This window comes from Pusillibacter faecalis (assembly GCF_018408705.1).
Lineage (GTDB): Bacteria > Bacillota > Clostridia > Oscillospirales > Oscillospiraceae > Oscillibacter > Oscillibacter faecalis.
This window is the reverse complement of the sequence record NZ_AP023420.1, coordinates 2,086,343-2,112,515: the sequence shown is the minus strand read 5'-3', so window position 1 is coordinate 2,112,515 and position 26,173 is coordinate 2,086,343. Positions and strand designations below refer to the sequence as shown.

Annotated in this window: 18 protein-coding genes, 1 tRNA gene and 1 riboswitch; of the genes, 11 read left to right on the top strand and 8 right to left on the bottom strand. The window is 56.8% G+C overall.

Features of this window, described 5'->3' with window-relative positions:
* Window positions 1-238 precede the first annotated feature (238 nt).
* From KJS55_RS10515 to ftsH, 4 genes are all read left to right on the top strand, one after another.
* A complete protein-coding gene (locus KJS55_RS10515) occupies window positions 239-3,859 on the top strand; it encodes an S-layer homology domain-containing protein (protein ID WP_213543306.1) in 3,621 nt (1,206 codons plus the stop codon).
* Between the two features lie 159 nt (window positions 3,860-4,018).
* Window positions 4,019-4,564 carry a TetR/AcrR family transcriptional regulator C-terminal domain-containing protein gene (locus tag KJS55_RS10510; protein ID WP_187029616.1) on the top strand — a complete coding sequence of 182 codons (546 nt, stop codon included), beginning with the start codon at window positions 4,019-4,021 and terminating at the stop codon, window positions 4,562-4,564.
* Between the two features lie 1,226 nt (window positions 4,565-5,790).
* Window positions 5,791-6,249: a hypothetical protein gene (locus tag KJS55_RS10505; protein WP_213543305.1), complete on the top strand. Its 459-nt coding sequence runs from the start codon at window positions 5,791-5,793 to the stop codon at window positions 6,247-6,249.
* A complete protein-coding gene (gene ftsH / locus KJS55_RS10500) occupies window positions 6,242-8,053 on the top strand; it encodes an ATP-dependent zinc metalloprotease FtsH (protein WP_213543304.1) in 1,812 nt (603 codons plus the stop codon). Before KJS55_RS10505 ends, ftsH begins: the two co-directional genes overlap by 8 nt.
* A 445-nt stretch (window positions 8,054-8,498) precedes the next feature.
* Here ftsH and KJS55_RS10495 read toward each other — a convergent pair whose 3' ends face one another.
* The 3 genes from KJS55_RS10495 to KJS55_RS10485 all read right to left on the bottom strand — a co-directional run bounded on the left by KJS55_RS10495 (window position 8,499) and on the right by KJS55_RS10485 (window position 9,619).
* On the bottom strand, window positions 8,499-8,723 hold the full coding sequence (locus KJS55_RS10495; protein WP_187029610.1) for a DUF6514 family protein: 225 nt from the start codon (window positions 8,721-8,723) through the stop codon (window positions 8,499-8,501).
* A gap of 186 nt (window positions 8,724-8,909) precedes the next feature.
* Window positions 8,910-9,179 carry a helix-turn-helix domain-containing protein gene (locus KJS55_RS10490; RefSeq protein WP_213543303.1) on the bottom strand — a complete coding sequence of 90 codons (270 nt, stop codon included), beginning with the start codon at window positions 9,177-9,179 and terminating at the stop codon, window positions 8,910-8,912.
* 155 nt (window positions 9,180-9,334) lie between these two features.
* On the bottom strand, window positions 9,335-9,619 hold the full coding sequence (locus KJS55_RS10485) for a hypothetical protein (RefSeq protein ID WP_187029606.1): 285 nt from the start codon (window positions 9,617-9,619) through the stop codon (window positions 9,335-9,337).
* Between the two features lie 738 nt (window positions 9,620-10,357).
* Here KJS55_RS10485 and KJS55_RS10480 point away from each other — a divergent pair.
* Window positions 10,358-12,265, top strand: coding sequence for an acyl-CoA dehydrogenase family protein (locus KJS55_RS10480; RefSeq protein WP_187029604.1), 1,908 nt, complete (start codon window positions 10,358-10,360; stop codon window positions 12,263-12,265).
* A gap of 33 nt (window positions 12,266-12,298) precedes the next feature.
* On the top strand, window positions 12,299-13,516 hold the full coding sequence (locus tag KJS55_RS10475; RefSeq protein ID WP_213543302.1) for an FprA family A-type flavoprotein: 1,218 nt from the start codon (window positions 12,299-12,301) through the stop codon (window positions 13,514-13,516).
* Between the two features lie 1,053 nt (window positions 13,517-14,569).
* On the opposite strand, the gene ribH is transcribed toward KJS55_RS10475, so the two are convergent.
* The 4 genes from ribH to ribD are packed head-to-tail and all read right to left on the bottom strand — an operon-like array spanning window position 14,570 to window position 18,024.
* Window positions 14,570-15,037, bottom strand: coding sequence for a 6,7-dimethyl-8-ribityllumazine synthase (ribH, locus tag KJS55_RS10470; RefSeq protein WP_213543301.1), 468 nt, complete (start codon window positions 15,035-15,037; stop codon window positions 14,570-14,572).
* 25 nt (window positions 15,038-15,062) lie between these two features.
* A complete protein-coding gene (locus tag KJS55_RS10465; RefSeq protein WP_213543300.1) occupies window positions 15,063-16,265 on the bottom strand; it encodes a bifunctional 3,4-dihydroxy-2-butanone-4-phosphate synthase/GTP cyclohydrolase II in 1,203 nt (400 codons plus the stop codon).
* 24 nt (window positions 16,266-16,289) lie between these two features.
* Window positions 16,290-16,937, bottom strand: coding sequence for a riboflavin synthase (ribE, locus tag KJS55_RS10460; RefSeq protein WP_213543299.1), 648 nt, complete (start codon window positions 16,935-16,937; stop codon window positions 16,290-16,292).
* Window positions 16,918-18,024 carry a bifunctional diaminohydroxyphosphoribosylaminopyrimidine deaminase/5-amino-6-(5-phosphoribosylamino)uracil reductase RibD gene (gene ribD, locus KJS55_RS10455; protein ID WP_213543298.1) on the bottom strand — a complete coding sequence of 369 codons (1,107 nt, stop codon included), beginning with the start codon at window positions 18,022-18,024 and terminating at the stop codon, window positions 16,918-16,920. Before ribD ends, ribE begins: the two co-directional genes overlap by 20 nt.
* Before the next feature lie 174 nt (window positions 18,025-18,198).
* A riboswitch (FMN riboswitch) is annotated at window positions 18,199-18,313 on the bottom strand.
* Between the two features lie 748 nt (window positions 18,314-19,061).
* Here ribD and KJS55_RS10450 point away from each other — a divergent pair.
* From KJS55_RS10450 to KJS55_RS10440, 3 genes are all read left to right on the top strand, one after another.
* The gene (locus KJS55_RS10450) at window positions 19,062-19,676 is read left to right on the top strand and encodes a recombinase family protein (protein ID WP_187029590.1); all 615 of its coding nucleotides are present in this window, start codon (window positions 19,062-19,064) and stop codon (window positions 19,674-19,676) included.
* Window positions 19,677-19,862: 186 nt separating this feature from the next.
* Entirely contained in the window at window positions 19,863-20,291 is a 429-nt protein-coding gene (locus tag KJS55_RS10445) for a carbon storage regulator (protein WP_187029588.1), read from the top strand.
* 158 nt (window positions 20,292-20,449) lie between these two features.
* Window positions 20,450-22,096, top strand: a complete 1,647-nt coding sequence (locus KJS55_RS10440) for a flagellin N-terminal helical domain-containing protein (RefSeq protein WP_213543297.1) — start codon at window positions 20,450-20,452, stop codon at window positions 22,094-22,096.
* A 455-nt stretch (window positions 22,097-22,551) separates the two neighbouring features.
* Here KJS55_RS10440 and KJS55_RS10435 read toward each other — a convergent pair.
* Window positions 22,552-22,636 (bottom strand) — tRNA-Leu (locus tag KJS55_RS10435).
* Window positions 22,637-22,861: 225 nt separating this feature from the next.
* Here KJS55_RS10435 and KJS55_RS10430 point away from each other — a divergent pair.
* Together KJS55_RS10430 and KJS55_RS10425 are read left to right on the top strand one after the other, a co-directional pair.
* Window positions 22,862-23,704, top strand: coding sequence for a pyridoxamine kinase (locus tag KJS55_RS10430; RefSeq protein ID WP_187029584.1), 843 nt, complete (start codon window positions 22,862-22,864; stop codon window positions 23,702-23,704).
* Window positions 23,705-24,116: 412 nt separating this feature from the next.
* Window positions 24,117-26,171: a serine hydrolase domain-containing protein gene (locus KJS55_RS10425; protein WP_213543296.1), complete on the top strand. Its 2,055-nt coding sequence runs from the start codon at window positions 24,117-24,119 to the stop codon at window positions 26,169-26,171.
* Window positions 26,172-26,173 lie beyond the last annotated feature (2 nt).

Here is a 26,173-nt window from a genome sequence, read left to right as displayed (position 1 = left end):
CCTTATTCAGGCAACTCAAAATAGACCGGTCAAACCTAAAATTTGAGCGGTCTGAATGTGTATACACTTAAGCGGCATTACAGGCTAGGTAAGAAGGAAAAATATGCAAAAATTTTTACTTTTCCAACAAGCCTCTCATCAATAGCAGACAAAATTTTTATTTTGTCTGCTATTGATGGCTGATTGGAGCTGTTCAAGAAACAGTCCTAGGCGCACAAAGAACAAGGAGGAAGTGACCATGAAAAGAGTACTTACCATTCGCATGGGGAGCCTGTTGACCGCTTTGGCTATTTTATTCTCTCTCTTCCCCATTCCAGTCGCCGCAGTGGAAGCAGGCTGGATTGACCAAGCCCAAATGCCAGAGGATTATGCCGAAGACGCCTCGACGGTTACTATCAACTCCGCCGAGGAGCTGGCGTGGCTTGCAAAAACAGTAAATGCCGGAACCACATTTCAAGGCAAAACAATTGAACTGACTAGCAATATCGACTTAGGCGGTTCCCAATGGGTGCCGATTGGGACGAAATCTCACCCGTTTCAGGGCACATTGGACGGCAATGGAGCTGTCATTTCAGGAATGCAGGTCTCCAGTGACTCTGGCGGACTGGCTGGGTTCTTTGGCTATGTGCAAGACGCCGAAATTTATGATCTGGAACTGAGCTCCGCTGTCCTTACCACCCAGCAGACAGGCATCCAGAGGGCGGGACTTCTGGCCGGCTGGGTCGTTGGGTCCACAGTCAGCGGCGTCACAGTTAGGGATAGCAGCATGGAGGTTACAATCTCAGGGGCAGCGCAATTTTCCAGTTTTGGCGGTTTAGTGGGTCTGGTGGATTTCTCTGAAAGTTCCGGCGGCAGTTCTTCCGAGATCAGTGGCTGCAAAGCCACCGGAATCACCATCTCATACGCTGGCAGCGCCGATACAAGTGCGGCTTATACGATAGATCTTGGTGGTTGGGACGGATCTGCAGAGTTCTATCTTCCTGTAAGTCTGGGCGGCCTTGTGGGTGCCCAGGGAAATCCTTATCATGACAAATATAGAGGTGCATACGGCTATCCAACGTCCATGGATCACTGCAAGGCCGAAGACCTCACTGTGACCCGGACCGCAGGCGACGGTTCTCTGCTTGAGGCCATCGGTGGCATGATCGGCAGTGTGCAGACAGCCGCCTCAGTGGAAGATTGCTCAGTGGAAGACCTGGTTGCTGACTTGACAGCAGAGATTCCCTCTACATCTCTTTCGGATGCGATCCTTGCGGGACTTTACCTGGGTGGTGTCGCTGGAATCTTTGATGGAGACTCCACCATGCTCCGCTGCAGTGTCATCCATGGTGAGGTGGATTCCAGTGTCACCGGCGGCCATACAGATGACAGCAAAAACAGCGGCGGCTTTTATGGCGGTCTGGCGGGCATGTTAGGCGCTTCACCCGGAAAAACCTCCGACACAAGAAACCCGCAGCATAATCATGGCCTGGGCTCCACGTTGAAAGCCTGCTACAGCGAAATACATTTTGAAGTGACCGCCGAGGAGTCGGTCCGTTATGTCTCCTCTGTCCGGGCTTTGAATGGCACCTCTTCCGCCATCATCTCCATCACAGATACATTCTGTGATATCACAGACATCACTGCAGAACCAACCTCCCCCGGAAATGCTTACTACCCTGTATATGGTTACGGATATGGGGTTCTCTCTAACGCCAAAAATATGCAGGTATCGCAGCTCCATCCGGCAGCTGCCAACACGCTTTATGTTCGGGAGGCCCGGGAGCCTCTCTCCTATACTTATCATCAGGTGACGAATTCCAGCGATTCCAAGGTATATGCCAGCATGGGCACCAGCAACGCTGGAAACGGCTTTGACCTTGTGACGGACCTTGTGCGCACCTATACCTATGACACCTCTGTTCCGGCCCAGGGGTATGGAACAGACCGGCTGATTTTCACAGAAGCTGGAACCTATCCCATTACTGTGGAGATTACCAATCCGGATGATCCGGACTCTGTGGTTCAATTCACAAAAACTGTGACGGTCACACCGGCTCCCACGTCTCCTGAAGCCGACAGCTCCGCTGAAATTCTGCATCAAATCAACAGCGGGGACTGGCATGGCTCAGACACGCAGGACCACATCCTGCCCTCTGTGGATGAAGCGGTTTCTATTGGATATACCATAACCTTTGACCTCCTGGAGGTTGCGTCCATGTATGAGGATGCCTCCGGAGACCTCTGGTATTCCGGAGAAGACTTTGCTTACGATTTTGCATCCCCGTATGATTCCTTTCACGATACCACACTGACGCTTGCCTTCACCTTTGACGAGGGATTTCAGCCAAGCTCCGAACCGATCACGGATCAGCTTTCGCTAGAAAGCGAGATCTTGCAGCCTCAATGGTACGCATATACTTCGGACAACAACACCCTCTATATCGTATGCGACGTGCTGGCTGATGGGGGCAGCCCTCAAACCTACGAGATTTCCTTGACGGGGCTTACCGGCACCTTGTCCGATTCCGCCCGGGCCGCGCTGCGCAGCAGCGGCCGTGTGAATTTGAAAACCACGGTTCAGGCATCCGGCTTTCTCCTGGGAAACGACCTGGAATACGCGCCAACGCTGCATTTTAAATCACAGTCTGAAGCCCTCTGCACATTCCATGTGGAGGGACCACAAACCTGGACCGTCTCCTACAACCTGAACGGCGGTACGGGAGACCCGAACGCATATAAGGCGGTGTCCGTGATGGATGGGGGCACCGTCGCTGTGGCACCCGCCCCCATCCGAAGCGGATATACCTTTGCCGGGTGGAGCGATGGTACGATTCTTTACCAGCCTGGAGACGCCCTGACTGTTACCGGGAATCTGACTCTCACCGCCGCTTGGACGGAGAACGCCTCTCCAACCCCAACCCCAGATCCAGGGGACGACTCCGACCAGACACCGTATCTGCGCTTCAACTCCAATGGCGGCACCAAATTCGCTCCCATTGAAGAAACAGATGCCTTTCGCATCAATCCCTATGACGACGCAGAGTACGGCGTCCACATCCCCACCCGCCCCGGCTACTGCTTCACCGGTTGGTATCGGGACAGTTTCCTCACCCGGCGGGTAGATGAGGAGGAGTCCCTGCTGGTCAACGGCTATCTCACGCTGTTTGCCGGATGGGAAGAGAGCATCGTGCCCGCCATGCTCAACGGCAGCGATCATTTTGCCTATATCCAGGGCTATGCCGACGGTACTGTGCGGCCTAACGCCAGCATCACCCGCGCCCAAGTGGCTACCATTTTCTTCCGGCTGTTGGATGAGGGCGTGCGGCAGGATTTCCTGACCACCACCCACAACTTCTCAGACGTTGCCGCGAACGATTGGGCCAACACTGCCATCGCCACCATGTCAGCTCTTGGAATCATCCAGGGCCGCAGTGACGGAAGCTTTGACCCAGACGCGCCGATTACCCGGGCGGAATTTGCAGCCATCTGCGCCCGTTTCGCCTCCGGCGGCGGCACTGGAGGCAGCGCTTTCACCGATATCTCCGGCCATTGGGCAAAGGCGGAAATTGAGCGGGCTGCGGCCCTGGGCTGGGTGCGGGGCTTTACAGACGGCACCTTTCGCCCTGACGCCAAGATTACCCGCGCTCAGGCGATAACCATGATCAACCGGATTCTGAACCGCCTGCCAGAAGACAAGGACGATCTGCTGCCCGGGATGAATACCTGGTCGGACTGCCGGGAAACCGACTGGTACTATCTGGCCATTCAGGAGGCTACAAACAGCCATGCCTTCCAGCCCCGGGATCAGATTCACGAGCGCTGGACCGCCTTAACTTCTACTCCGGACTGGAGCCGGTATGAGTCCACCTCTGTCTAGTTCTTTGCACACAAGAAAGCGGGACCTGGTCCTATAGGAGCAGGTCCCGCTTTCTCAATATATCCACCTGTACCCTGGTGCGCCCATGAAATACTGGACGAAACCGCTCTTTTTTGGTAGAATAAGACGATTTTTCTTAAAACGTGGAGGTGGGACCCGATGCCTGTAGACGTCAAGCAGGTGATTGCCGAAACCTTTGCCGGACTCCTGGAGCATAAGAATGTGGAAAAGATCACAGTCAAGGAGCTGGTGGATGCCTGTCACATCAGCCGTCAGACCTTTTATTACCACTTTCAGGACACTATGGAAGTCATCGAATATCTGATGGAACAACGGCTGCAGAAAACACTGCTTGCAAGCCTGGAAGCTCCTTCCGTGCAGGACGCCTTAAAGTCAGTGATCACTGTCACATCAGAAGAAAAGCGGTTGATCCGGCATCTGCTGTCCTCTCAGCGAAGGGAAGAGATGAGCCAGCTGCTGAGGCGGTTTTCCCGTGCCTATTTTGACGAGATGATCCGCGCGCATGCTGCTGGCCGGACGCTTCCGGCCTCTGATCTGGAGACTGCGGTCAGCTTTTATTCCTATGGCGTCGTGGGACTGCTGCTGGATAACCTGACCAAGGAGCAAAATCCAGACATTCTTGCCCAGCAGATCAGCGGGCTGATTTCCGGTGAGATCTGGCGCGAATCCGGTACCGCCAGCTGATTTCCCCGCCCACACACCATGGAACACATCTGTGATTGCACTCTGTGGAGCGGTCAGGATTTATCCCGTGCCCGCATTCCCGCCGCAGCATCAAGTGCAGGCAGATGGTGTCATGTGCTTGGGGCTCTGCACCGGGAAAGTCCATACACCAATAGAACGAAAAGGTTCCCCGCGCAGGTACGCGGGGAACCTTTTCGTTCTGTCCTCCTCCGCCATGAGGTATCCGGATGCTTCTCACTGTCAGCGGCAGGCTTTTCAGTCCCGGCACAGAGCCATCCTCTCCGGGGATCGATCGCCCGCAGAACCGGTCTTGCGAACCAGGGAGTGCCGTTTTCCGGCATCAGGCAGGGCGTATGTTTCTCACAGAAGGGCGGTTATTTATGATAAGCCATAGTAGCGGGAACTTCAGGACTTCCGGCAGTGTGTACTCCCGGATGTTTACATTGGGGCCGTAAAGGAACACGCGGCTCTCCTCATCTCCATGGGTTCAACAAGGGAAAAGGCGGACTATCCTCCGGGCCATTCTGCCTGCCGCCGGGCGGGGAAGTACGGCGGTCTGGCCTTGGACGTGCTAGACTCCATCATCACCTGGGAAAGGCGGCATACTGCCAGTGGGATGTCGCCGCCCTGTTTAAAAAGCGCTCTGACTGCGAAATCCGCCCCCTCCCCCAACAGCACTCTCCTTGGCAGGGATTCCACCAGAGAATGCTGCCGGCAAAGGGCTTCATTTCCGTCATCTCCCCGAGAGACTTTGTGTTGGTCAACGCCGGGCAACGGGATAGCCTCATCATGCAGCCACTTTTTTTGACGAAGGCTCTGCAGAGGACAGCCTTCTGAGCGCCATACCAATATTGGGCGTCAGCCTGTTCAGCAGCGCCATTGGTCTGAGAGGTTGCTCCCCCGGTCCTTTTCCATGCATTTTAGCGCCTGGAGGCACACCGCAGTCTGCGCCATAGACTTGAATCTTCCTGAATTCCCGTTTGATCCCCACCTATCCTTGTTGCCGGTCGTGCCTTGTTGATATCTGAGCAATCGCCAAGTCTTCCCGGCCTGAACCCTGACAATTTCGCAGCCATGTATTGACAGCGGAGCCAATCTGTCAGTCTTTTTGACACTGGAAGGTATTTGTCTATACATAGCCCAGCCTTTGACAGTCGCCACCTTGCAGCTATGCTGGTATAAAGAAGACATGACAACATCCCGGAGGAAAAAACGGAGGAAACACGATGGCTTTGAATGGAAATAGCTTTGCAGCAAAGCTCCATGAACTGGAGGACGAGTACAGGCTTCTCAGGCTGCGCATTCAACAGGCTCAGCGTCTGGATTCCGCTCAACTCCGCCAAGCCCTCACCAGCGTCCTGGCGGACTGCCGTAAAACCAGCCAGTCCCTAGCCAGGAGCGTGAAAGAGGGCCGCTCACCGGCTGTAGCCGCCCTGTCCGGTGTTCAGCTGGACTATATGAAACGCATGGAGGAGCTGCTGCAAAAAGAACTGCCTGAGGATCTGCATGGCAAAAACCATACGGAAGCGATAGATCACGCCGAGGCCGCAGCCCTTTACGCAGAATATGCTATGGACTTTGCAACCTTGTCCATGCGCCAGGCGCTGGCCGCCGCTTTGGCCGCACTTCTTCAAGCGGCCGAGAACCAGGAAACTAACGAAAAAGGAGCGACCCAATATGAATGAAGTAAAAACACCCAAAAAGCCCCTTATTTATTACTACGGAATTGTGCTGCTGGTTTTACTGCTGTTCAACCTGCTGGCCATGCCTTGGCTGAGCCAGCGGCAGATCAAGGAGGTGGACTATGGCACGTTTCTGTCCATGGTAGAAAACGGAGAGGTCGGACGGGCGGAGCTTCAGGAGCAGGAAAACCGCATTCTCTTCACGGACAAGGAGGAAACCGTCGTCTACAAAACCGCTATGGTGGGAGACCCAAATCTGACCCAGTCCCTGCTGGACGCGGGAGTTTCCTTCTACGGTGAGGAGGTGGAGCAGACCTCCCTTCTGGCATCAATTCTGGCCTGGGTCTTGCCGCTGGCCATCTTCATTGCCATCGGCCAGTTCCTGTCCCGAAAGATGATGGATAAGATGGGCGGGCCCAATGCCATGATGTTTGGAAAATCCAACGCCAAGGTCTATGTCAAGTCCTCCGAGGGCATCAAATTCTCCGATGTGGCTGGAGAGGACGAGGCCAAGGACAACTTGAAGGAAATCGTGGAGTACCTCCACGATCCGCAGAAGTATCGGGAAATCGGGGCCTCCATGCCCAAGGGGATTTTGCTGGTGGGCCCTCCGGGCACCGGCAAGACGATGCTGGCCAAGGCAGTGGCCGGTGAAGCCAGCGTCCCCTTTTTCTCTATGTCCGGCTCGGAATTTGTGGAGATGTTTGTGGGCATGGGCGCCAGCAAGGTCCGGGACCTTTTCAGGCAGGCCAAGGAAAAGTCCCCTTGTATCGTATTTATTGACGAGATTGACGCCATCGGCAAAAAACGGGATGGGCAGATCGGTGGCAACGACGAGCGGGAGCAGACTCTGAACCAGCTGCTTACTGAAATGGATGGCTTTGAGGGCAACAACGGTGTGATCATTCTGGCAGCCACCAACCGGCCCGAGTCTTTGGACCCGGCGCTGACCAGGCCGGGACGCTTTGACCGGCGGGTGCCGGTGGAGCTGCCGGATCTGAAAGGACGGGAGGAAATTTTAAAAGTTCACGCCAAAAAAATCAAAGTGGCGGAGGACGTGGACTTCCTGCAGGTGGCACGGATGGCCTCCGGCGCCAGCGGAGCGGAGCTGGCCAACATCGTCAACGAGGCAGCCCTGCGGGCTGTGCGGGACGGTCGACGCTTTGCGACCCAGGCGGATCTGGAGGAGAGCATTGAGGTTGTGATCGCCGGCTATCAGAAGAAAAATGCCATCCTGACAGATCAGGAGAAATGGACGGTTTCCTATCACGAGATCGGCCACGCTTTGGTGGCCGCCAAGCAGACCCACTCCGCTCCAGTACAGAAAATCACAATCATTCCCCGCACCTCCGGCGCCTTGGGCTACACCATGCAGGTGGAGGAGGGCAACCACTATTTAATGACCCGGGAAGAGCTGGAAAACCGGATCGCCACTCTTACCGGCGGCCGGGCTGCTGAGGAAGTGGTCTTTGGCACCAGCTCCACCGGCGCCTCCAACGACATTGAGCAGGCCACCAAGCTGGCCCGGGCCATGATTACCCGCTATGGCATGAGCGAGAGCTTTGATATGGTGGCTTTGGAGACGTTGAACAATCAATACCTGGGCGGCGACACCTCCCTGTCCTGCTCTGCGCAAACCCAGGCAGAGGTTGACCGGCAGGTGATGGCCCTGGTCAAGCGACAGCATGAAAAGGCTGCCCAGCTCCTGCAGGAAAATCGCAAAAAGCTGGATGAGTTGGCCAAGTATCTCTATGAAAAGGAGACGATCACGGGCGAGGAGTTCATGTCTATCCTGAACCAGGCGTGAAAAGCCGGCCTCCTTCGCTGATCCGGATATGGATTTACGGTAGAGAGCTGAAAAAGCTAATCGTGCAGAAACAGCGGACCACCCTTGCGACCAACGGAAATGCCCTGCGGCTATACCTGTGCTGCCGCAGGGCATCTGGTTTTGGGTGAGTTGTGTGTTCTGCAGGGAATACCGCTGCGGCGGAGCAAGCGTGCTCACTCCAGGCAAGGCAGCCCCGGTAAGATTGTGAAATTTCTATCTGAGAGCAGGTCTTTTGCGGCGTTTATAAGGCGTGGCAAGACTTCCCTAATCCCTCGCTTTGCTCCTATTTGTCAGGTGGGCGGCTGCTGTAGCCGTGATTGGGATATGTACACATACAAAAGTATTTCATCGTGAGCGCCAAAAGCGAAAAATGATGTAGGCAAGAGTCCTTGCCTGCAAACAGTGGCGCGGGATATTGCGCAGGCTAAAGCAGCAGGACATCTAAAACAACATCAAGCATCTGGAAAGGCGCTAATTGCCCGTGCGTGCAACGCTCTGCAAGGTGGGTTACCAAAGCACAGTCACAGGAAATATCAGGAATCACAGCAACTGCAGTCCACTTGATCCCTATGAGTTCTTCGGCAAGCAGGCCATACGTCAAGTCATTTCTGCCAATACTTTTTTGTGGCGTGGCGCGATAGCGGTACATATGCATTCTCCTTCTGGTTTCCTGATATCCATCGAAACGGCGGTCTCAACAAAGATCCATTGGAAGAGACCGGCAGGACTGTATCCATGCCGGGAGCTGTTCGTATGTTCTCCCTGTTGGGACGCAGGGCTGCTCATGTTTGAAGGACAGTTAGGCCTGAGACAGCGCTTTCCCTGTATCATGGCGTCATCCATTGTCTGATTCCACAGTACAAACGACTGTCAGCTCCTGGTAGGAAACGTCAAAGAGTTCCATGATCTGGGAGAGAAGTTTGATGTGGATATTGGCGTCCTTTTTTCGCAACTTACGCACATACTCCTCACTGATCCCAAGCGCCTCTGCAACCGCCGCGTTTGTGAACCCGGAATCTCGGATTTTAACGTCCAAGGTGCCGTGATTTAACCGGTGATATTTGGTGATTCTCTCAAGCGGTTTGCGTACTACAGCTGATGGCATCCTTTTCATCTCCTTTTCCTTATATTTTCTATAATAATAAAGAACAGGGAGCAAAACGAACAGGAACTGCAGTTCTGGTTTGTCGATATTTGTCGATTTTTTTGACAAATGGCTGCAGCTTGTTCAGAAAGCTCCAGCCATTCCTTCAAAAGCCATCATGATTTTTGTTCAGCCACTGCCAAATACTCCGCCGGAACATGGGGCAGCGGCTTCCTGGGATAGTCCTCGCTGTTCCGTGCAAAAACGAGAGCCTGTTCCCACATCCAGGGCAGGGAACGGGTCTGTTCGTCTTTGCCATCCTGATAATTCCAGCGGCACTGCTGCCAAACCAGGGCATCCCGACCAATGGTGGTGAGCCTGGTGCCTTGTGTAGTTGACTCCCGGCTCCAGCTGGTTTGACGTTCACCGCCCTGCGGAAGTCCTGCCTTGTGTATGCCCAACGGCGCCCCACCGCTTTTACCGGCACGTTTTCTGCCTCCTTCTTCCTCCCGGGGAACGCTTCCCCCGCATGTGGGCCGCTATAGCCGTTTTCTTCGTGCCAGAAGGGGTCTATATGTACTTCCACCCCGTTGGATGCAAGACGGCTCCTTCCGGCCCTTCTTGCTGGCAAGGCGCAGCTACTCCCAAAGCCAGTCTCACGCCTGCGGCTCCGGCGTCCTTTCTCATCATAATTTTGTGTGGAAAACCGTCCCGGTCTCCATCGTTTTTTAATGACTTTCAGCTTTTAACATCCATATAATACCATATAAATCAGAGAAAAATCCAATATTCTCAATGGTTCAGACATTTGGCAAAGGAATGTCTATATGTGTGGGCACCCTCCCCCAGCCGTTTGTATGCCGACAGAGTGTAGTCCCTGTACAGGCCTGATCCGATTTTCCCGGCGAACGCAGAACACAAACAACGTCTCATACTCTCCTGTCCGCGCTTGTGTGTACCCCCATACTTTAGCCGCAGCTTTCTCGTCAAAACCTTTCTCAAGCCTTCAAAATTGATCCGCTCTGGCAAACCCGCCAAAAAGCGGCACTCTCTTTTGTAAGCCTCGCCAAAAGTATTTATTTGTTGCAAAAATCACTTTGCTCCTCCCAACAGTTTTATATACTATTGCCAACACAAGCAATCATTTGGCGCTCATTTCTCGTGCGACATGTCGAAGGCGGAAAAAGGAGGAAAGCAGTATGTTCTATCAAACCACTGAGGCCCATGAAGCCCTGCGGGCCAAAATTCGGGAATTCGCAGAGACAGAGGTCAAGCCCGTCGCCTTTCTATTAGACCAAGAGAACCGTTTCCCCACGGAGGCCGTGAGAAAGCTGGGCGAGCTGGGCCTGATGGGCATCCCCTATGAGAAGAAGTACGGCGGTGCGGAGCTGGACACCCTCAGCTATGCCATTGCCGTGGAGGAGCTGGCTCGGGTGGACGGCGGCACCGGCGTCATCCTGTCAGCCCACACATCCCTGGGTACCTATCCCATCTACGCCTTCGGCACCGAGGAGCAGAAGATGAAATATCTGCCCGACCTGTGCACCGGCCGCAAGATCGGCGCCTTCGGCCTGACGGAGCCTAACGCAGGCTCCGATGCTGGCGGCACCGAGACCACTGCAGTGGACATGGGCGACCACTGGCTTTTGAACGGCGAGAAGATTTTTATCACCAACGGCGGCGAGGCAGATACCTATGTGGTCTTTGCCGTCACCACGCCGGACATCGGCACCCGGGGTATCAGCGCCTTCATCGTGGAGCGGGGCTGGGAGGGCTTCGCCTTCGGCGATCACTATGATAAGATGGGTATTCGCTCCTCCGCCACCTGCCAGCTGCTATTCAATAATGTCAAGGTTCCCAAGGAGAACCTGCTGGGAAAGGAGGGCCAGGGCTTTAAGATCGCCATGGCCACCCTGGACGGCGGCCGCATCGGCATCGCGGCCCAGGCGCTGGGCATCGCTCAGGGTGCCTTTGAAGCGGCGGTAGAGTATTCCAAGGAGCGCGTCCAGTTCGGCCGTCCCATCTGCCAGCAGCAGGCTATTGCCTTCAAGATCGCCGACATGGCAACCAAACTCCGGGCCGCCCGGCTGCTGGTATACAGCGCCGCTGATCTGAAACAGGACCACGCCCCCTACGGTATGGAATCCGCCATGGCGAAGCAATACGCCTCGGATATCGCCCTGGAAGTCACCAACGACGCCCTGCAAATCTTCGGCGGCAACGGCTATCTGAAGGGCATGGAGGTGGAGCGGTTCTACCGCGATGCCAAGATCACCACCATCTACGAGGGTACCAACGAGATCCAGCGGGTGGTCATCGCCTCCCATATTCTTGGCAAGGCAGGCAAGGCCGACGCTGCTCCGGCCCAGAAGCGCGGTCCGGAGACCGGCGAACGCAAAAAGCAGATTTTTAAGGACGGCTCCCCCCAGGAGCAAGTCGACGCCCTGGTAGCGTCTTTGAAGAAGGACGGCTATGATTTCACGGTCGGCATTCCCTTGGACACCCCCATCGTTCAGGCGGAGCGGGTGGTCAGCGCCGGCAAGGGCATTGGTGAGAAAAAGAACATGAAACTCATTGAAAACCTGGCCAAGGCCGCCGGCGCGGCCATCGGCTCCAGCCGCCCTGTAGCTGAGACACTGCAATATGTTCCCCTGAACCGCTATGTGGGCATGTCCGGTCAAAAGTTCAAGGGCAATCTGTACATCGCCTGCGGCATTTCCGGTGCGGGCCAGCACCTGAAGGGGATTCGGGACGCCTCCACCATCGTGGCCATCAATATCGACCCCAACGCCCGCATTTTTAAAAATTGCGACTACGGCATCGTGGGCGATGTGCTGGAAATTCTCCCCCTGCTGACAAAGGCGCTGGACACCGGTGAAAAACTGCCTGCCCCGCCCATGAAAAAGATCAAGCGGGCTGTGCCCAAAAAGGCCACCCAGTCCCGGAAGCTGTACCTCTGCAACGGCTGCGGCTATGAATACGACTTGCTGCTGGGTGATCCTGAGAGCGACGTCAAGCCCGGCACCCAGTTCCAGGATCTGCCGGAGGGCTGGGTCTGTCCCCACTGTGGCGAGGGTACCGATCAATTCCTTGAGATCGAAGTCTAATGCGCTGCCCGGACATCAAAAGGAGGTATTGTTATGTATAATTACCGTAAAGTCACTGACGATCTGTACTGGGTTGGTGCCAACGACCACCGCCTGGCCCTGTTTGAGAATATCCATCCCCTGTACCATGGCGTCAGCTATAACGCCTATGTTCTGCTGGATGAAAAGACCGTCCTGTTTGATACCGCTGACTGGTCCGTGGGCCGCCAGTTCATTGACAATGTGAAGGCTGTGCTGGGTGGCCGTCCCCTGGATTACCTCGTCATCAACCACGTGGAGCCGGATCACGCCGCCTCCATTGAGGAGATTTTGCTCCGTTGGCCGCAGGTACGCATTGTCACCTCCCCCAAGGCAGTCATTCTGCTGCACCAATTTGGCTTCCCCATTGACGCCGGGCAGGTTGAGGAGGTCCAGGAGGGCGACAGCAAGTGCTTCGGCAGACATACTATCGCCTTTGTCAGTGCCCCCATGGTCCACTGGCCGGAGGCCATGGTGTCCTTTGACACTACCAGCGGCGTTCTCTTCTCCGCCGACGCCTTCGGCTCCTTCCGCGCCTTGGACGGCAAGCTGTTCGCCGATGAGTTCCACTTTGACAGCGAGTGGCTGGATGACGCCCGCCGCTACTACACCAATATTGTCGGCAAGTACGGCCCCCAGGTCCAGGCCCTTCTGAACAAGGCCTCCAGTCTCGTTGGTCTAGACAACATCAAGTTCATCTGTCCCCTCCATGGCCCCGTGTGGCGGAGGGACCTGGGCTATCTCATCGATAAGTACGTCCACTGGGCCACCTATGAGCCAGAGGAGCGGGGTGTCATGATTGTCTATGCCTCCATGTATGGCAACACTGAGACCGCCGCTGAGGTCCTGTCTACCAAGCTGGCGGAGCGGGGTGTCACCAACACCCGTCTGTACGACGTGTCCAGCACCCATGTCAGCTATCTGATCTCTGATCTCTTCAAGTACAGCCATTTGGTATTGGCTTCCGTCACCTATAACCTCGGCATCTTTCCCCCCATGCACAGCTTCCTCATGGACATGAAGGCCCTGAACCTCCAGAAACGCACGGTGGCCCTGGTGGAGAACGGCTCCTGGGCACCCCGATCCGGCGCTCTCATGCGGGAGGAACTGGAGAAGCTCAAGCACATGGATATCTTGGACGACAGCCTGACCATGGCCTCTTCCCTCCAGGAGCAGAACCTAGGCGAAATGGATGCCTTGGCTGACGCCATCGCCGCCTCCGTCAACCAGTAGCCCACTTCCTTACCAGGGCATGCCTTGGTGAAGCCTGTTGGAACAGTCCTTTGGCGGACTGTTCCAACAGGCTTTTTGTTGTCCATTCCGTGCGAAGCGCAGCCTTGCATCCAGGAAACGGACCGGACTTTATGAAGATATTTTCCCTTACCGCTGGATTCCCGCTGTCAGAGGCAGAGCGGATACCATATCTTTGCCGCCGGGTAACGGCTCCGCCTTTCAAGCAGGAAGGTCTGGCCTTTTTTATAGCGCATTGGCAGAATGCCGCCACGGTTAACACGGATACATTTGGCAGCGGCGTATATCCGGCAGTCTGAAGAACAACGGACATTTCTCCGCTGCCTATCACTGCTATTGACGGGGCACTTGTGTTTCCAGCGCGTGCTGACGCAGGAATAAGAATATCCGGCATGCCAGCGCCAATCCGTTCCTCACCGGCTGCGTGCTAAGAAATACCAGCTACGCGGAGCAAAAGCATTGTGTCCTCTGTCCCAATATGATGCATTTCATTTAAAAAATGGCGGATATGGCGATGGTTTTGCAGGATTGATCCGAAACCAACACAGACCCAAAATAAAAAAGTACACTCAAGGGTTCACCCTTGAGCGTACTTCTCTGTTGCTCAAATTCCGGCTCAGGACCAGCCGGCTCCAGCAGCTACTGTCTGACATGGACCATCAGCCTCACAGGGACCTCCACTGCTCAGCCCGCGCCGGAGCGTTCCACAGCCGATAGTCGGTCGATGGAGCGCAGGCTGTTTCACCGCGCCCCATCCATATCCCGCCGCCGGTCACTGATCGCAAGAAGCAGCCCAACATAGCAGGTGAAACTCCGGTATATTCGGTCCGGTCTCCAAGGAGCTCACTGGAGGAGCACGTTTCTCCGCCTGGCAGGAAACGACTCTCCCCGAAAGGCCGTCCACTCCGAAGTCATATCTCCTCTCCAGCGGCAAGGTGGGTGAGCGTTGTCCCGCTAGGCGCTCATAGGACGGCGTGTCAATGCGCAGGCCGCCGTGAAGAATACTCTCGTCCTCAAAAAGCAGATAAACCGCGCTCACGGCTTCAGCGCCCGGATGAGATTCACCATTTCGATAGCGCTCTGGGCGCACTCAGCGCCCTTGTTGCCAGCCTTAGTACCAGCCCGCTCAATAGCCTGTTCAAGGGTGTCAGTGGTCAGAACACCGAACATAACGGGTACATCGCTGTTCAGTGCCGCGCTGGCAACGCCCTTTGCAACCTCACTGCACACATAGTCATAGTGGGAGGTCGCGCCTCGGATCACAGCACCCAGAGCGATGACAGCGTCGTACCTGCCGCACCTTGCCATTTTGGAGGCGATCAGCGGAATCTCAAAGGCACCGGGGACCCAGGCCACGGTGATGTCCTCCGCCTGTACGCCGTGGCGCAGCAATGTATCCTCACAGCCACTCAGCAGCCTAGAAACAATAAATTCGTTAAACCGTGCACAGACGATGCCAACCTTGGTGCCCTCGGATACCAGTTTTCCCTCAAATATTTTCATAGTGTCCTCCTGTTCCATTAATTTTTCAACAGTCTAGAATATGTCCCATTCGCCGCCGCTTAGTTCGTAGGTAGAACACGTCTTCTGCTGTGGCGGCGATCTGAATAGGCACTCGCTCTACGATCTCCAAACCGAAATCCGAGAGCTGGTAGACTTTGTCCAGGTTGTTGGTCAGAAGACGCATGGTTCGAACGCCCAAGTCCTGCAAAATCTGCGCACCGGTCCAGTACTCCCGCAGATCCGGGGCAAACCCCAGCTCAATATTGGCATCTACTGTGTCAAAGCCCCGCTCCTGAAGCTCGTACGCCTTTAGCTTATTGATGAGGCCGATGCCCCGGCCCTCCTGCCGCATATAGAGCAGTACACCCCGGCCCTCCCGCTCGATCTGGATCAGCGCAGCGGCCAACTGCTCTCCGCAGTCGCAGCGGCGGGAGCCGAACACATCTCCGGTGAGACACTCAGAGTGAACCCGGCATAACACGTTTCCGCCGTCCCCGATCTCCCCCTTTACCAGCGCCACATGATGCTCTCCGTTCAGGTCGTTGACATAGCCGTGGATTTGAAACTCACCGAACCTCGTCGGCATTTTGACGCAGGCCCCCCGCACCACATGCTTGTCGTGGCGGCGGCAGTAGTCCTGCAGCGACTTGATGGTAATGACCTTCAGCCCCCACTCTTTTGCCTTTTTCAGCAACTCGGTGGTGCGCATCATGGTGCCGTCGTCCCGCATGATCTCACAGCACAGCCCGCACTGAGGCAGACCTGCCAGACGGCACAGATCTACGGTGGCCTCGGTGTGACCATTGCGAGTCAGCACGCCGCCCCGCCTGGCCACCAGAGGAAATACATGCCCGGGACGGCGCAGGTCTTCCGGCCTGGTGGCGGGATCGGCACATTTGCGGCAGGTGTAGCCCCGTTCCTGGGCAGAGATACCGGTGGTAGTGTCCACATGGTCGATAGACACGGTAAATGCGGTACTGTGGTTGTCCGTGTTGATCTTGACCATCTGCTCCAGCCCTAGCCGGGCGGCAAGCTCAGCGCTCATGGGGGTGCAGATCAAGCCCTTGGCGTGGGTGGCCATAAAATTGACGTTTTCTGTGGTAGCGAACTGGGCGGCACAGATCATGTCCCCCTCGTTCTCTCGATCCGGGTCGTCGATGGCGATGATAATGCGGCCCGCCCGCAGCTCTTCCAACGCCTCCTCTATTGTGCTGTATTGCTGTTCCATATCGGTGATCCTCCCTTCTTCCCTTCAAAATCCGCTTTCCATTAAAAGTTTCAGCGTAATCCCATTCTGAGGCTGTACAGCTCGTTCTGGCTGCAGCAGCTTTTCTACATATTTTCCGATCATGTCCGTCTCCAAATTGACCGTATCTCCCATCCTTTTTTCTCCCAGGATGGTGACTGCCACTGTATGCGGGATGGCGGAGATGGCAAACCAGCTCTCTCCCACCGCCGCCACTGTCAGACTGATGCCGTCAATCGTGATAGAGCCCTTCTCCACGATGTACCGCAGTAAATCTCTTCCGGCGCTCACTGTGTACCAGATGGCGTTTTCGTCGGTGTGGATGGCGGTGATGATTCCGGTGCCGTCGATGTGGCCGGAAACAATATGGCCGCCGAAGCGGCCCCCCACCGCCATAGCCCGCTCCAAATTCACATGGCTTCCCACAGACAGAGCCCCCAGTGAGGAACGCTTCAGCGTTTCATGCATGACATCGGCAATAAAGCCGCCGTCATCCTTAGCGGCAGCGGTGAGGCAGACGCCGTTCACCGCCACGCTGTCGCCGATCCTCAGGTCAGATAAAATCCGGCGGGCGCCGATGGAGAGCACAGAGGACGCCCTCCCCCGGCGGACGGCCCGAACGATTCCCAATTCTTCAACCATCCCTGTAAACATCTGCCGCCACCTCGCTTTCCAGCAAAAAATCCTCTCCGATCCTGGTGATCATGGTATTTTTCAGCTGCACAGCCTGGTCCGGGAGTCCGACCCCCAGACCGCCGATCGGAGACTTTGCCGTTGTTCCGCCAAAGAGCTTCGAGGCGACATAGGCCTGGACCTTCTGGACAGTTCCGCTCTCCAACGCCGCCCAGTTCAGCGTGCCGCCGCCCTCCAGCAGTACGCTGTCGATGTTCTCTCCGCCCAGCCGCTCCATCAGGGCCGGCAAATCCACATGGCCTTCCCGCTCCGGCAGGGTCCAGACCCGGCAGCCGGCTTTCTCATAGGGTGCGTGTCTCAACACGTCGCCGCAGGCGGTGGCCAGGATGGTGGGGACCTCCCGGGCTGTGCGGACGATCTTGCTGTCCAAAGGCGTCCGCAGCCGGGTGTCACAAATAACGCGGACAGGATTCCTGCCACCCTCCATCCGGCAGGTCAGCAGGGGATTGTCCGCCAGCACTGTCCCGATGCCCGTCATAATAGCGGAGTAGCGGTGCCGGTCCTGATGAACCCGGCGCCGTGCTTCCTCCCCGGTAATCCACCGGGATGCTCCGGTACGGGTAGCGGTCTTGCCGTCCAACGTCATGGCGTACTTCATGACCACGTAAGGCCGCCGGGTCTTCATGAAGTGGAAGAACACCTGGTTCAGCGCGTCGCATTCCTGCTTCACCACCCCTGTCTCCACTTCCACACCGCGCCGGCGCAGGATGCACAAGCCCTTCCCCCCCACCAAGGGATTCGGGTCGTCTGAGCCGACTACGACTCTTGAAATTCCAGCCTCCAAAATCGCATCCGTGCAGGGCGGCTGCCTTCCATCGTGGCAGCAGGGTTCCAGCGTCACATACAATGTGGCGCCCTCCGGGGATTCCCCGCAGCAGGCAAGGGCCTCCCGTTCCGCGTGCAGTCCGCCGCACCGCCGGTGATACCCCTGTCCAATGACGCGGCCGCTCTTGACAATCACCGCTCCCACCATAGGATTGGGGGCTGTCCAGCCCTGGCCCCGCTTCGCCAGTTCCAGCGCCATGTGCATATAGTCGCTGTCTTTCATGACTTGCCTCCAAACAGACAAAATGCCTTGAACAGAACGTTCAAGGCATCATGAAACGGCAGGTGAACCCGCGTGCAGTGACTTTCTCCGCGTGTCCCGCGGAAACAAAAAATTCTGGAATGACATCATTCCAGAGCAAATCACATACACGCAGGAATCTATATCCCTGCGATACACGATCTTCTTCCATCCAGACTGTACTGTCGGCCTCGGAATTTCACCGAATCATGCCTTGCGGCTCGTGGGCTTTACCACCGGTGGGGAATCACACCCCGCCCTGAAGATCCTGATTCAATTGCGGTTAGTATATACGATAGACAGCCGCTTGTCAATCCTGCTGTTCAAAAAAGTGAAGAGAAGCGTTCTCTCTTCCGTCCCGATCATGCCTCACTCATATGCAGCGCATCAGGCTCTGTATGTGAGTGATTTTTGTCGGTCCATGAGATAAAACACATAAAACTGTGTCAGTGTGACCGCACGAAAGAGGCTCTTGCAATCCTCCCCGCTCCCCCAGCAAGGCCTTGGAGCGACGACCGCTGCCGCTCCGGCGCACTCTGTCCGCGGGTCTTTCATCCCTTCCGAAGGCGGCACCCATCTCTGTTGCCAATTTTTCAGCGTCTTGCTGTTCGGACGTTGTTTTGATTCTTCTGGATGCACAAGCGTGGACGTATTTTTCCGCTACAATATAGGAGCAGCAAGTCCCACGAGCTCCCCTCATGACCGTCCAAATGGGACCCGTCCGCGCCGCCGTGACGCCCGACAAGCAGCTCATCGTCTGGAGGGCAGGCCGGACTGCGCCGGGTGAGGGAACCGGGCAGGAACGACATTTGGAAGGAGCAACATGAAAGAACCGTTAAAAAAACAGAAGGGATGGACACAGGAACATGGAACAGGCAAGAACCTCTCGAAAGAAATGCGTACATTGCCCAGGCAGGCATGAGCACACGGGCGGAAATCCTGGTGGATGCGTACCATCTGTCCAGCAAACGGGCCAGATTGCGGCGGCGAGGCCGCGGAGCCGGCCGGCGCGGCGGGTTATGAGAGCCGGAGGAGCAAATACATACGGCTACGTCCGGGTCAGCACACGGGAGCAGAAGGAGGACAGGCAGCTCATTGCTCTGCGGGAAATGGAGGTGCCGGAGAAAAACATCTTTCTAGACAAGCAGTCCGGCAAGAATTTTGAGCGTCCTCAATATCAGCGGCTCGTGCGGCGCATGAAAAAAGACGACCTGCTCTATATCAAGAGCATCGACCGTCTGGGCAGGAACTATGAGGAGATTTTAGAGCAATGGCGGGCACTGACCAAGGAAAAGGGTGTGGATATTGTGGTGCTGGATATGCCTCTGCTGGACACCCGCCGCGGAAAGGACCTGATGGGAACCTTCCTCAGCGATATTGTCCTCCAGGTTCTGTCCTTTGTGGCGGAGAACGAGCGAATCAACATCCGGGCGCGGCAGGCGGAGGGCATTGCGGCGGCGAAGGCGAGGGGCGTGCGGTTTGGACGGCCGCCCCGGCCGCTCCCCGATCAGTTCCATCAGGCGCATCAGGACTGGAGAAGCAAAAAAATAACGCTGCAGCAGGCGGCAAAAACTTGTGCCATGCCCGTTACAACCTTTTACGATCACGTGATCCGCTTGGAGCGGCCAGATTAAACCGGTCATTTTTGGATACGTGTACGTTTCCGAAAAATAGGTTCTCTTGCTGTTCTATTTCTTTCATCGGCAGCTTGCCCCTCATAATTAAGAGGGGAAGCTGAAATTTTTCGGAGAAAAAAACATTTCGGAAACGTACACATTTCCGATTTGAATGGCGCAGGGATGCGCGGGAAAGGAGGTCCCATGCTCTCGTTGCAGCTGAAATCTGGCGAATACCTCACCATTGGCGACGAGATTGCCGTCCAGATTTTTGAAGAATCCGGCTCTACCTTTCGGGTGGCTGTGAAGGCACCCCGGGAGATTCCCATCCTGCGGGGGGAGGTCCTGGAACGCACCGGCGAGCGCCCCGGCGGGCTGCGAGAAAAGCGGCCCAAGAGCCCCTCCGCCCAGGCCCGGGACGCCCAGCGCCTGCGGGAGCGAACCGAGCAGCGCAGCCGTGCCGAGGCGGAGCGGAGACGTGCCGCTTCCGAACAGGCCGCCGTCACCCGGGAGCTGCGGAGCATCCTCGCCCGTCTGGATGAACTGGCCCCAGCCCACGACCGGGACGGCCTGCGGAAAACCCTGGACGCCCTTCGCGCCAGGCTGGACGGCATCCCGGAGGCAAACGAATAACCCCGATTTCACCCGGCCCCGCGAGCTGGTTGAAATAGATCCATGCGCCGCATCTCAGGCAGTCCGGCCGGATGCCGAAAGCGGCGGCGCTCCACCCAAACTGGCGGGAGGGCATGGAACAGCCGCCCGCAGAAAACACAGATAAGGAGATCAAAATCATGCGTATTCAGCACAATATCATGGCGATGAACGCCTACCGGAACTACAACAACAATACCTCTGCCCTCAGCAAGAACCTGGAGAAGCTCAGCTCCGGCTATAAGATCAACCGGGCTGGCGACGACGCCGCAGGCCTCGCCATTTCCGAGAAGATGCGTGCCCAGATCACCGGCCTGGACGCCGCCCAGAAGAACGTGAAGGACGGCATCTCCCTGGTGAAGACCGCCGAGGGCGCCATGCAGGAGGTCCAGGACATGCTCAACCGCATGGTCTACCTGGCCAACCAGTCCGCCAACGGCACCTATGATAATGACGTGGACCGGGCCAACCTGCAAAAGGAAGTGGACTCTCTCCGCTCTGAAATTGACCGGATTGCGGATTCCGCCAACTTCAACGGCATCCAGCTGCTGGACGGCTCTTTGAAGGATGGCGCCACGCTTGGCGGAACGCCCATTGACCTTACGAATTCGGTTACGAATGTTACCATCCGGGACAATACCGCCACCGCCGCGGTAAAGCCCGCATTTTCCGTTGATTTGGATGGCTACACGATCAAGACGGATGGCACTGGTACCGGCAATGGTACGCTGAGCCTGCAGATCGGTGGTGCAACACTGACATCTGGTGATATTACCCTTGGTGCAGATCAGACGATTGACTCTGACACTATCGCGAATGCCTTTAACGGAAAGACCGTTAAGATCGGCGATGTGACCTACACTGCTGCGGTCAGTGGCAGCAAGCTGACCTTTACGGCTGATATTGACCCCAAGAATGAGACTGACGCCAAAGCCGACTTCGAGGTGAAGCTTGGCAATCTGACCGGCACTGGCGCTACTGGTGTGGGCACCATCAACGATGCTACCCAGGTTATTACCGCCGGCAAGCCCGCGCAGACTGTCACGCAGGCGACCGCCGACTTTAAGCTGTCCACCGATATGCTGGCTGACGGCACCACGATTAAGATCGGTAACCAGGAGTTTAAGATTGATTATTCTAGTGATACCACCCAGGGCACTACTATCGGCGTAAAGGATCTGCTGGATGATACCGGAAAGCTGGACGATACCAAGGTCGCCGAAATCGCCAACCGTATCACCAAGGCTGGCGGCACCAACACGGTGTTCACCATTGGTAACAATGGCGGCACGCTGACCCTGCAGAGCCTGACTACCAACAAGGACGATCTGAGCACCGAAGCCTTGGTTCGGGACCAGATTTCCGTTACGCCCAAGACCACGACCGGTTCCAGCCTGACCCTCCAGATCGGCGACACCAGCGACAGCTGGAACCAGCTGCAGGTGTCCGTGGAGGATATGCACTGCGCCGCTCTGGGCATTGCCGATGTGGACATTAGCACCCAGGATGGCGCACAGGATGCAGTCGATGTAATCAAGAAGGCCATCAACAGCGTGTCTATGACCCGTGGTACTCTGGGCGCTACCCAGAACCGTCTGGAGCACACCCAGAACAACCTCTCCGTGATGGAGGAGAACATCACCGACGCCGAGTCCACCATCCGCGACACGGACGTGGCCGAGGAGATGATGTCCTACACCAAGAACAACATCCTGATTCAGTCCGCTCAGGCCATGCTGGCCCAGGCCAATCAGGTGCCTCAGGGTGTGCTGCAGCTGCTGCAGTAATGCCTGTGACGGCAGACCACATATTTCCCGCCGCCTCCCCACCCGGGGAGGCGGTGGTTTTGTGCCCGATCCCGCCAGCGTGTCCCGTGGGGAGCGGTGGAGCAGGGAGAGAGCACTTTTTGCCACAGGCACAAAAAGACGCCGGGTGTTGCTCGGATGTGCACCAATGCGGACAAGTTCAAGAAAAAAACTCCCCGAAACCTAAACCGGAAATCCGGTTGAAAAGCCCCTATTCGAGCCCCGCCGCATGGCGGGGCTTCGTGCCAAGCCTAAAATTTCTGAGCTGGAAAGACGAACCGATACTTTTCCGGTAACGGAAAAAGCCGTCCGCAGGGTATCCCGCCCACTGTGAGCCCAGCGCAGCGGGTCACTGTGGGAAAGGGGGAGCAGCAAAATGAGCGCGTTCTGGCTTATAAAAATAAGCCGGAGCAAGCGATATGACGCTTGCTCCGACGTGGTGCGCCTGAAGGGACTCGAACCCACACGCATTGCTGCACGAGAACCTAAATCTCGCATGTCTACCAATTCCATCACAGGCGCATATTCAGTTCTTAAGAGCCCAACAGAACGGTAAATCTCCGCCGAGGGAATGGCAGCGAATCTCGCATATCTGTCAAATCCATCATTTCTGCATAAGAGTCTCTCTGAGGTTATGAGACATGTTCTGTTTCATGGCAAAACTAGTATAACATAACTTTTGCTCTTGAACAATAGAAAAATCTGCGATAGAATAAAATGAATTTTAAGAAAATGAGGTCCGCCGCCATGCTGACGCCCCGCGCCGCTGCAATTCATGATATGTCAGGCTTCGGCCGCTGTTCTTTGACCGTCGCTCTCCCAATTCTTTCCGCTATGGGGGTTCAGTGCTGTCCCCTGCCCACCGCCTTTTTATCCACCCACACCGGCGGGTTTGAAGGTTTTACTTTTCTGGATATGACCGACGAGCTGCCGAAGGTGGCCGCTCACTGGAAGTCCCTGGACCTGCGATTCCAGGCCATCTACAGCGGCTTTTTAGGCAGTGAGCGGCAGATCGGCATTGTAGCGGATTTCATCCGGGACTTCCGGCGTGAGGATACCGTTGTGGTGGTGGACCCGGTAATGGGGGACCATGGGAAGGTCTACCAGACCTACACCTCCGCCATGTGCGACGGCACAGCCTGCCTTGCAGAGCAAGCGGATATCATCACGCCTAATCTGACAGAGGCCGCTCTTCTGCTGGGCCTTCCCTACAGAGACGTACTCGTGGCCGACTGCCGAGAGATTGCAGAGCGCCTCAGTCTGGATGGCCGACGCTCTGTGGTGCTGACCGGTGCCTCTACAAGAGAGGATTGGACCGGGGCAGCGTGTTTCGACTCCTCCAGCGGGCGAACCGAGATGATTGAAACCCGACGGGTCCCCAGAGAATTTCACGGCACCGGCGATGTATTTGCCAGTGTTCTCACCGGCGCGCTGCTGCAGGGAAACCCGCTGCCACAGGCCACCCGCCGTGCCGTGGAGTTTATCCGGGTCTGCGCCGAGCGCACGGCCGCTCAGGACCTTCCCATGCGGGAGGGCGTGGATTTTGAGCCGCTTCTAGGGCTGCTGACCGGCGGAAAGCCCATCGCATAAACGCGCGGCACGGGAGCACCGTGCCGCATTGCTTTACTGCTTGCTTTCATCTGTTCGACCTACTGGGTAATCGATACTGACATGGTACAAATCCGCCAGAACCATTCTTTTTTTCATAGGAATGTGCCGCTTCCCCTGCCCATAGGCCCCGTATGCGCTCACCGCAGCTCACGGGCTGCCGCTTTTTGCATCAGCTGCATCGTCTGCCGCAGTTCCCGCAGGCGGGTCTTTGTTCATCACCCTGTCTCAGTCTAACGCAGCCCCTTGCGGCACAGATGGATTCTAAACAATCTGTGCTAAACATATATCGAAATTTCACTTGACTTTCCACCAAGGGGAAGGTGTATCCTTAGGAGAGAAATCAGGCCGGGGAGCCGGCCAAATCGCCCCGCGGGGCGGGAAAGGAAGAGATATGAAACATCCGAAAAAACGCACCCTGGCTCTGGCGCTGACCCTGGCCATGAGCCTAACCGTGCCGGCATTGGCGGCGGAGGACACGGCGGAGACTGCCGATCCGGTGGAGGCCGCCCTTGCCGCGGCTGAGACCTACGGCGCCACCACCAGCATTCAATACGCTCTGTGGAAAGACGGCGAGATCGTCTCTACCGGCGGCAGCGGCGTCTACTCCAAAACTGAGAACCGCGCCCTGACGGACGATATCCTCTACGGCGTGGGCTCTGTCAGCAAGATCTACACTACCGTGGCGGTCTTGCAGCTGGCTGAGAAGCACCGGCTGTCTCTGGACGCGCCAGTAACCCGCTACCTCAAGGATTTCAAGATGGCAGACCCCCGCTACAAGGATATCACTGTGCGGATGCTCTTAAACCATTCCTCCGGTATCATGGGCACAGGTCTTGGCGGCGCCATGCTCTTTGGCGAGGCGGACACCTCCGCGACGGACGGCCTTCTGGAGTCCCTCTCCACCCAGCGTCTGGTGGCAGACCCCGGCGCGTACAGCGTCTACTGCAACGACGGCTTCACTCTGGCGGAGCTGGTGGTGGCGGCCGTGAGCGGCCTGGACTTCATGGACTATGTGGACAAGTACATCCTGGACCCCATCGGCCTGGACGATACCTTCGCCCCCGGCGGCGACTTTGACGTGAGCCGTCTGGCCAAGACCTACCGAGGCGACGACACCCGCGCTCTACCCGCTGACTCTCTGAACGCCATCGGCGCCGGTGGTATCTATGCTACCGCCTCGGACCTGGCGGCCTTTGGCGGCGCTCTCACAGGCACAGAGCTTCTCAGCCAGTCCTCCCTGGACGCCATGGCCTACCCAGAGTACAGCCGCGGGATTTGGCCAGAGGACACCCTGGACTCCCTGGCCTATGGCCTGGGCTGGGACAACATGGAGTGGTACCCCTTCTGCCAAAGCGACATCCAGGCCCTGGTGAAGGGCGGCGATACTCTTTACTACCATGCTGGTCTGGTGGTCCTGCCGGAACACGATATGGCCGCCGCGGTGGTCAGCTCCGGCGGCGTGTCCACCTATAATGAGATGGTCGCCAACCAACTTCTGATCGCCGCCCTGGCGAAGGAAGGCGTGAGCGTTGACGAGAGCATCCCCGCTTTGCCCGCAGCCGAACCCGCCGCCATGCCAGCGGATCTGCTGAAAAACGCCGGCTACTACGGCTCCACTTCCGCCCAGTATCAGGTGAGCCTCACAGAGGATGGCAAACTCACCATGCACTACCTCAACTATCCCACCACCATCCCTGACCAGACCTTTACCTATCACAGCGACGGTACCTTCCGGGACGCCACCGGGACGGCATACATGTCCTTTGTGAAGGAAGAAAACGGCCAGGTCTATCTCTACCAGAAGACCGTCTCCGGCCTTCCCGGTCTCGGCGCTCTGCCGGTTTCCAACTACGCAGCGGTAAAACTGCCAGACAACCCCCTCACTCCAGAGGTCCAGGCAGCCTGGGACGACATTCTGACCATGGGAGTTCTGCCGATGGACGAGCCTTACAATTCTCAGACCTATGCGGCCCTGGCGGACTCCGCCGCCGGCGAGACGCCGGAGCTTGTCCCCGGCTACATGGGCTCCATGCGTATCGTGGACGCCGCCACAGCGCTCTTTGAAATTCAGCTCCCTGGTGTGGGCGGTCGAGACGGTTTGGACTACCATGTGGAGGACCGGGACGGCGTCACCTGGATCATCGCCCGGGGCAGTGCGTATATGGACGCCTCCGCCGTACCAGAACTGTTCACTGGCAGCGGCACCGCCTACACGACCGTGCAGGAGGATGGCTATGCCCGCTGGTACACGGTGAGTGACAACGCCGCCGGCAAAACCATGACGGTCCAGTTGCCAAAGGATGCCGGCTTCTGGGTCTATGACGCGGCAGGGCAGGTCACAGCCTCCTCCGTGCTGTGGAACGACACCTCCGTTGTGCTGCCTGAGGACGGCGTGCTCGTCTTTGCCGGAGACCCCGGTGCCCGGTTCCATCTGAGCTTCGCATAAAC

What these genes read in the sequence shown, in the direction of transcription:
- KJS55_RS10515 (WP_213543306.1), top strand. Translation starts at nt 239, where the DNA reads ATGAAAAGAGTACTTACCATTCGCATGGGGAGCCTGTTGACCGCTTTG.
- KJS55_RS10510 (WP_187029616.1), top strand. Translation starts at nt 4,019, where the DNA reads ATGCCTGTAGACGTCAAGCAGGTGATTGCCGAAACCTTTGCCGGACTC.
- KJS55_RS10505 (WP_213543305.1), top strand. Translation starts at nt 5,791, where the DNA reads ATGGCTTTGAATGGAAATAGCTTTGCAGCAAAGCTCCATGAACTGGAG.
- ftsH (WP_213543304.1), top strand. Translation starts at nt 6,242, where the DNA reads ATGAATGAAGTAAAAACACCCAAAAAGCCCCTTATTTATTACTACGGA.
- KJS55_RS10495 (WP_187029610.1), bottom strand. Translation starts at nt 8,723, where the DNA reads ATGTACCGCTATCGCGCCACGCCACAAAAAAGTATTGGCAGAAATGAC.
- KJS55_RS10490 (WP_213543303.1), bottom strand. Translation starts at nt 9,179, where the DNA reads ATGCCATCAGCTGTAGTACGCAAACCGCTTGAGAGAATCACCAAATAT.
- KJS55_RS10480 (WP_187029604.1), top strand. Translation starts at nt 10,358, where the DNA reads ATGTTCTATCAAACCACTGAGGCCCATGAAGCCCTGCGGGCCAAAATT.
- KJS55_RS10475 (WP_213543302.1), top strand. Translation starts at nt 12,299, where the DNA reads ATGTATAATTACCGTAAAGTCACTGACGATCTGTACTGGGTTGGTGCC.
- ribH (WP_213543301.1), bottom strand. Translation starts at nt 15,037, where the DNA reads ATGAAAATATTTGAGGGAAAACTGGTATCCGAGGGCACCAAGGTTGGC.
- KJS55_RS10465 (WP_213543300.1), bottom strand. Translation starts at nt 16,265, where the DNA reads ATGGAACAGCAATACAGCACAATAGAGGAGGCGTTGGAAGAGCTGCGG.
- ribE (WP_213543299.1), bottom strand. Translation starts at nt 16,937, where the DNA reads ATGTTTACAGGGATGGTTGAAGAATTGGGAATCGTTCGGGCCGTCCGC.
- ribD (WP_213543298.1), bottom strand. Translation starts at nt 18,024, where the DNA reads ATGAAAGACAGCGACTATATGCACATGGCGCTGGAACTGGCGAAGCGG.
- KJS55_RS10450 (WP_187029590.1), top strand. Translation starts at nt 19,062, where the DNA reads ATGAGAGCCGGAGGAGCAAATACATACGGCTACGTCCGGGTCAGCACA.
- KJS55_RS10445 (WP_187029588.1), top strand. Translation starts at nt 19,863, where the DNA reads ATGCTCTCGTTGCAGCTGAAATCTGGCGAATACCTCACCATTGGCGAC.
- KJS55_RS10440 (WP_213543297.1), top strand. Translation starts at nt 20,450, where the DNA reads ATGCGTATTCAGCACAATATCATGGCGATGAACGCCTACCGGAACTAC.
- KJS55_RS10430 (WP_187029584.1), top strand. Translation starts at nt 22,862, where the DNA reads ATGCTGACGCCCCGCGCCGCTGCAATTCATGATATGTCAGGCTTCGGC.
- KJS55_RS10425 (WP_213543296.1), top strand. Translation starts at nt 24,117, where the DNA reads ATGAAACATCCGAAAAAACGCACCCTGGCTCTGGCGCTGACCCTGGCC.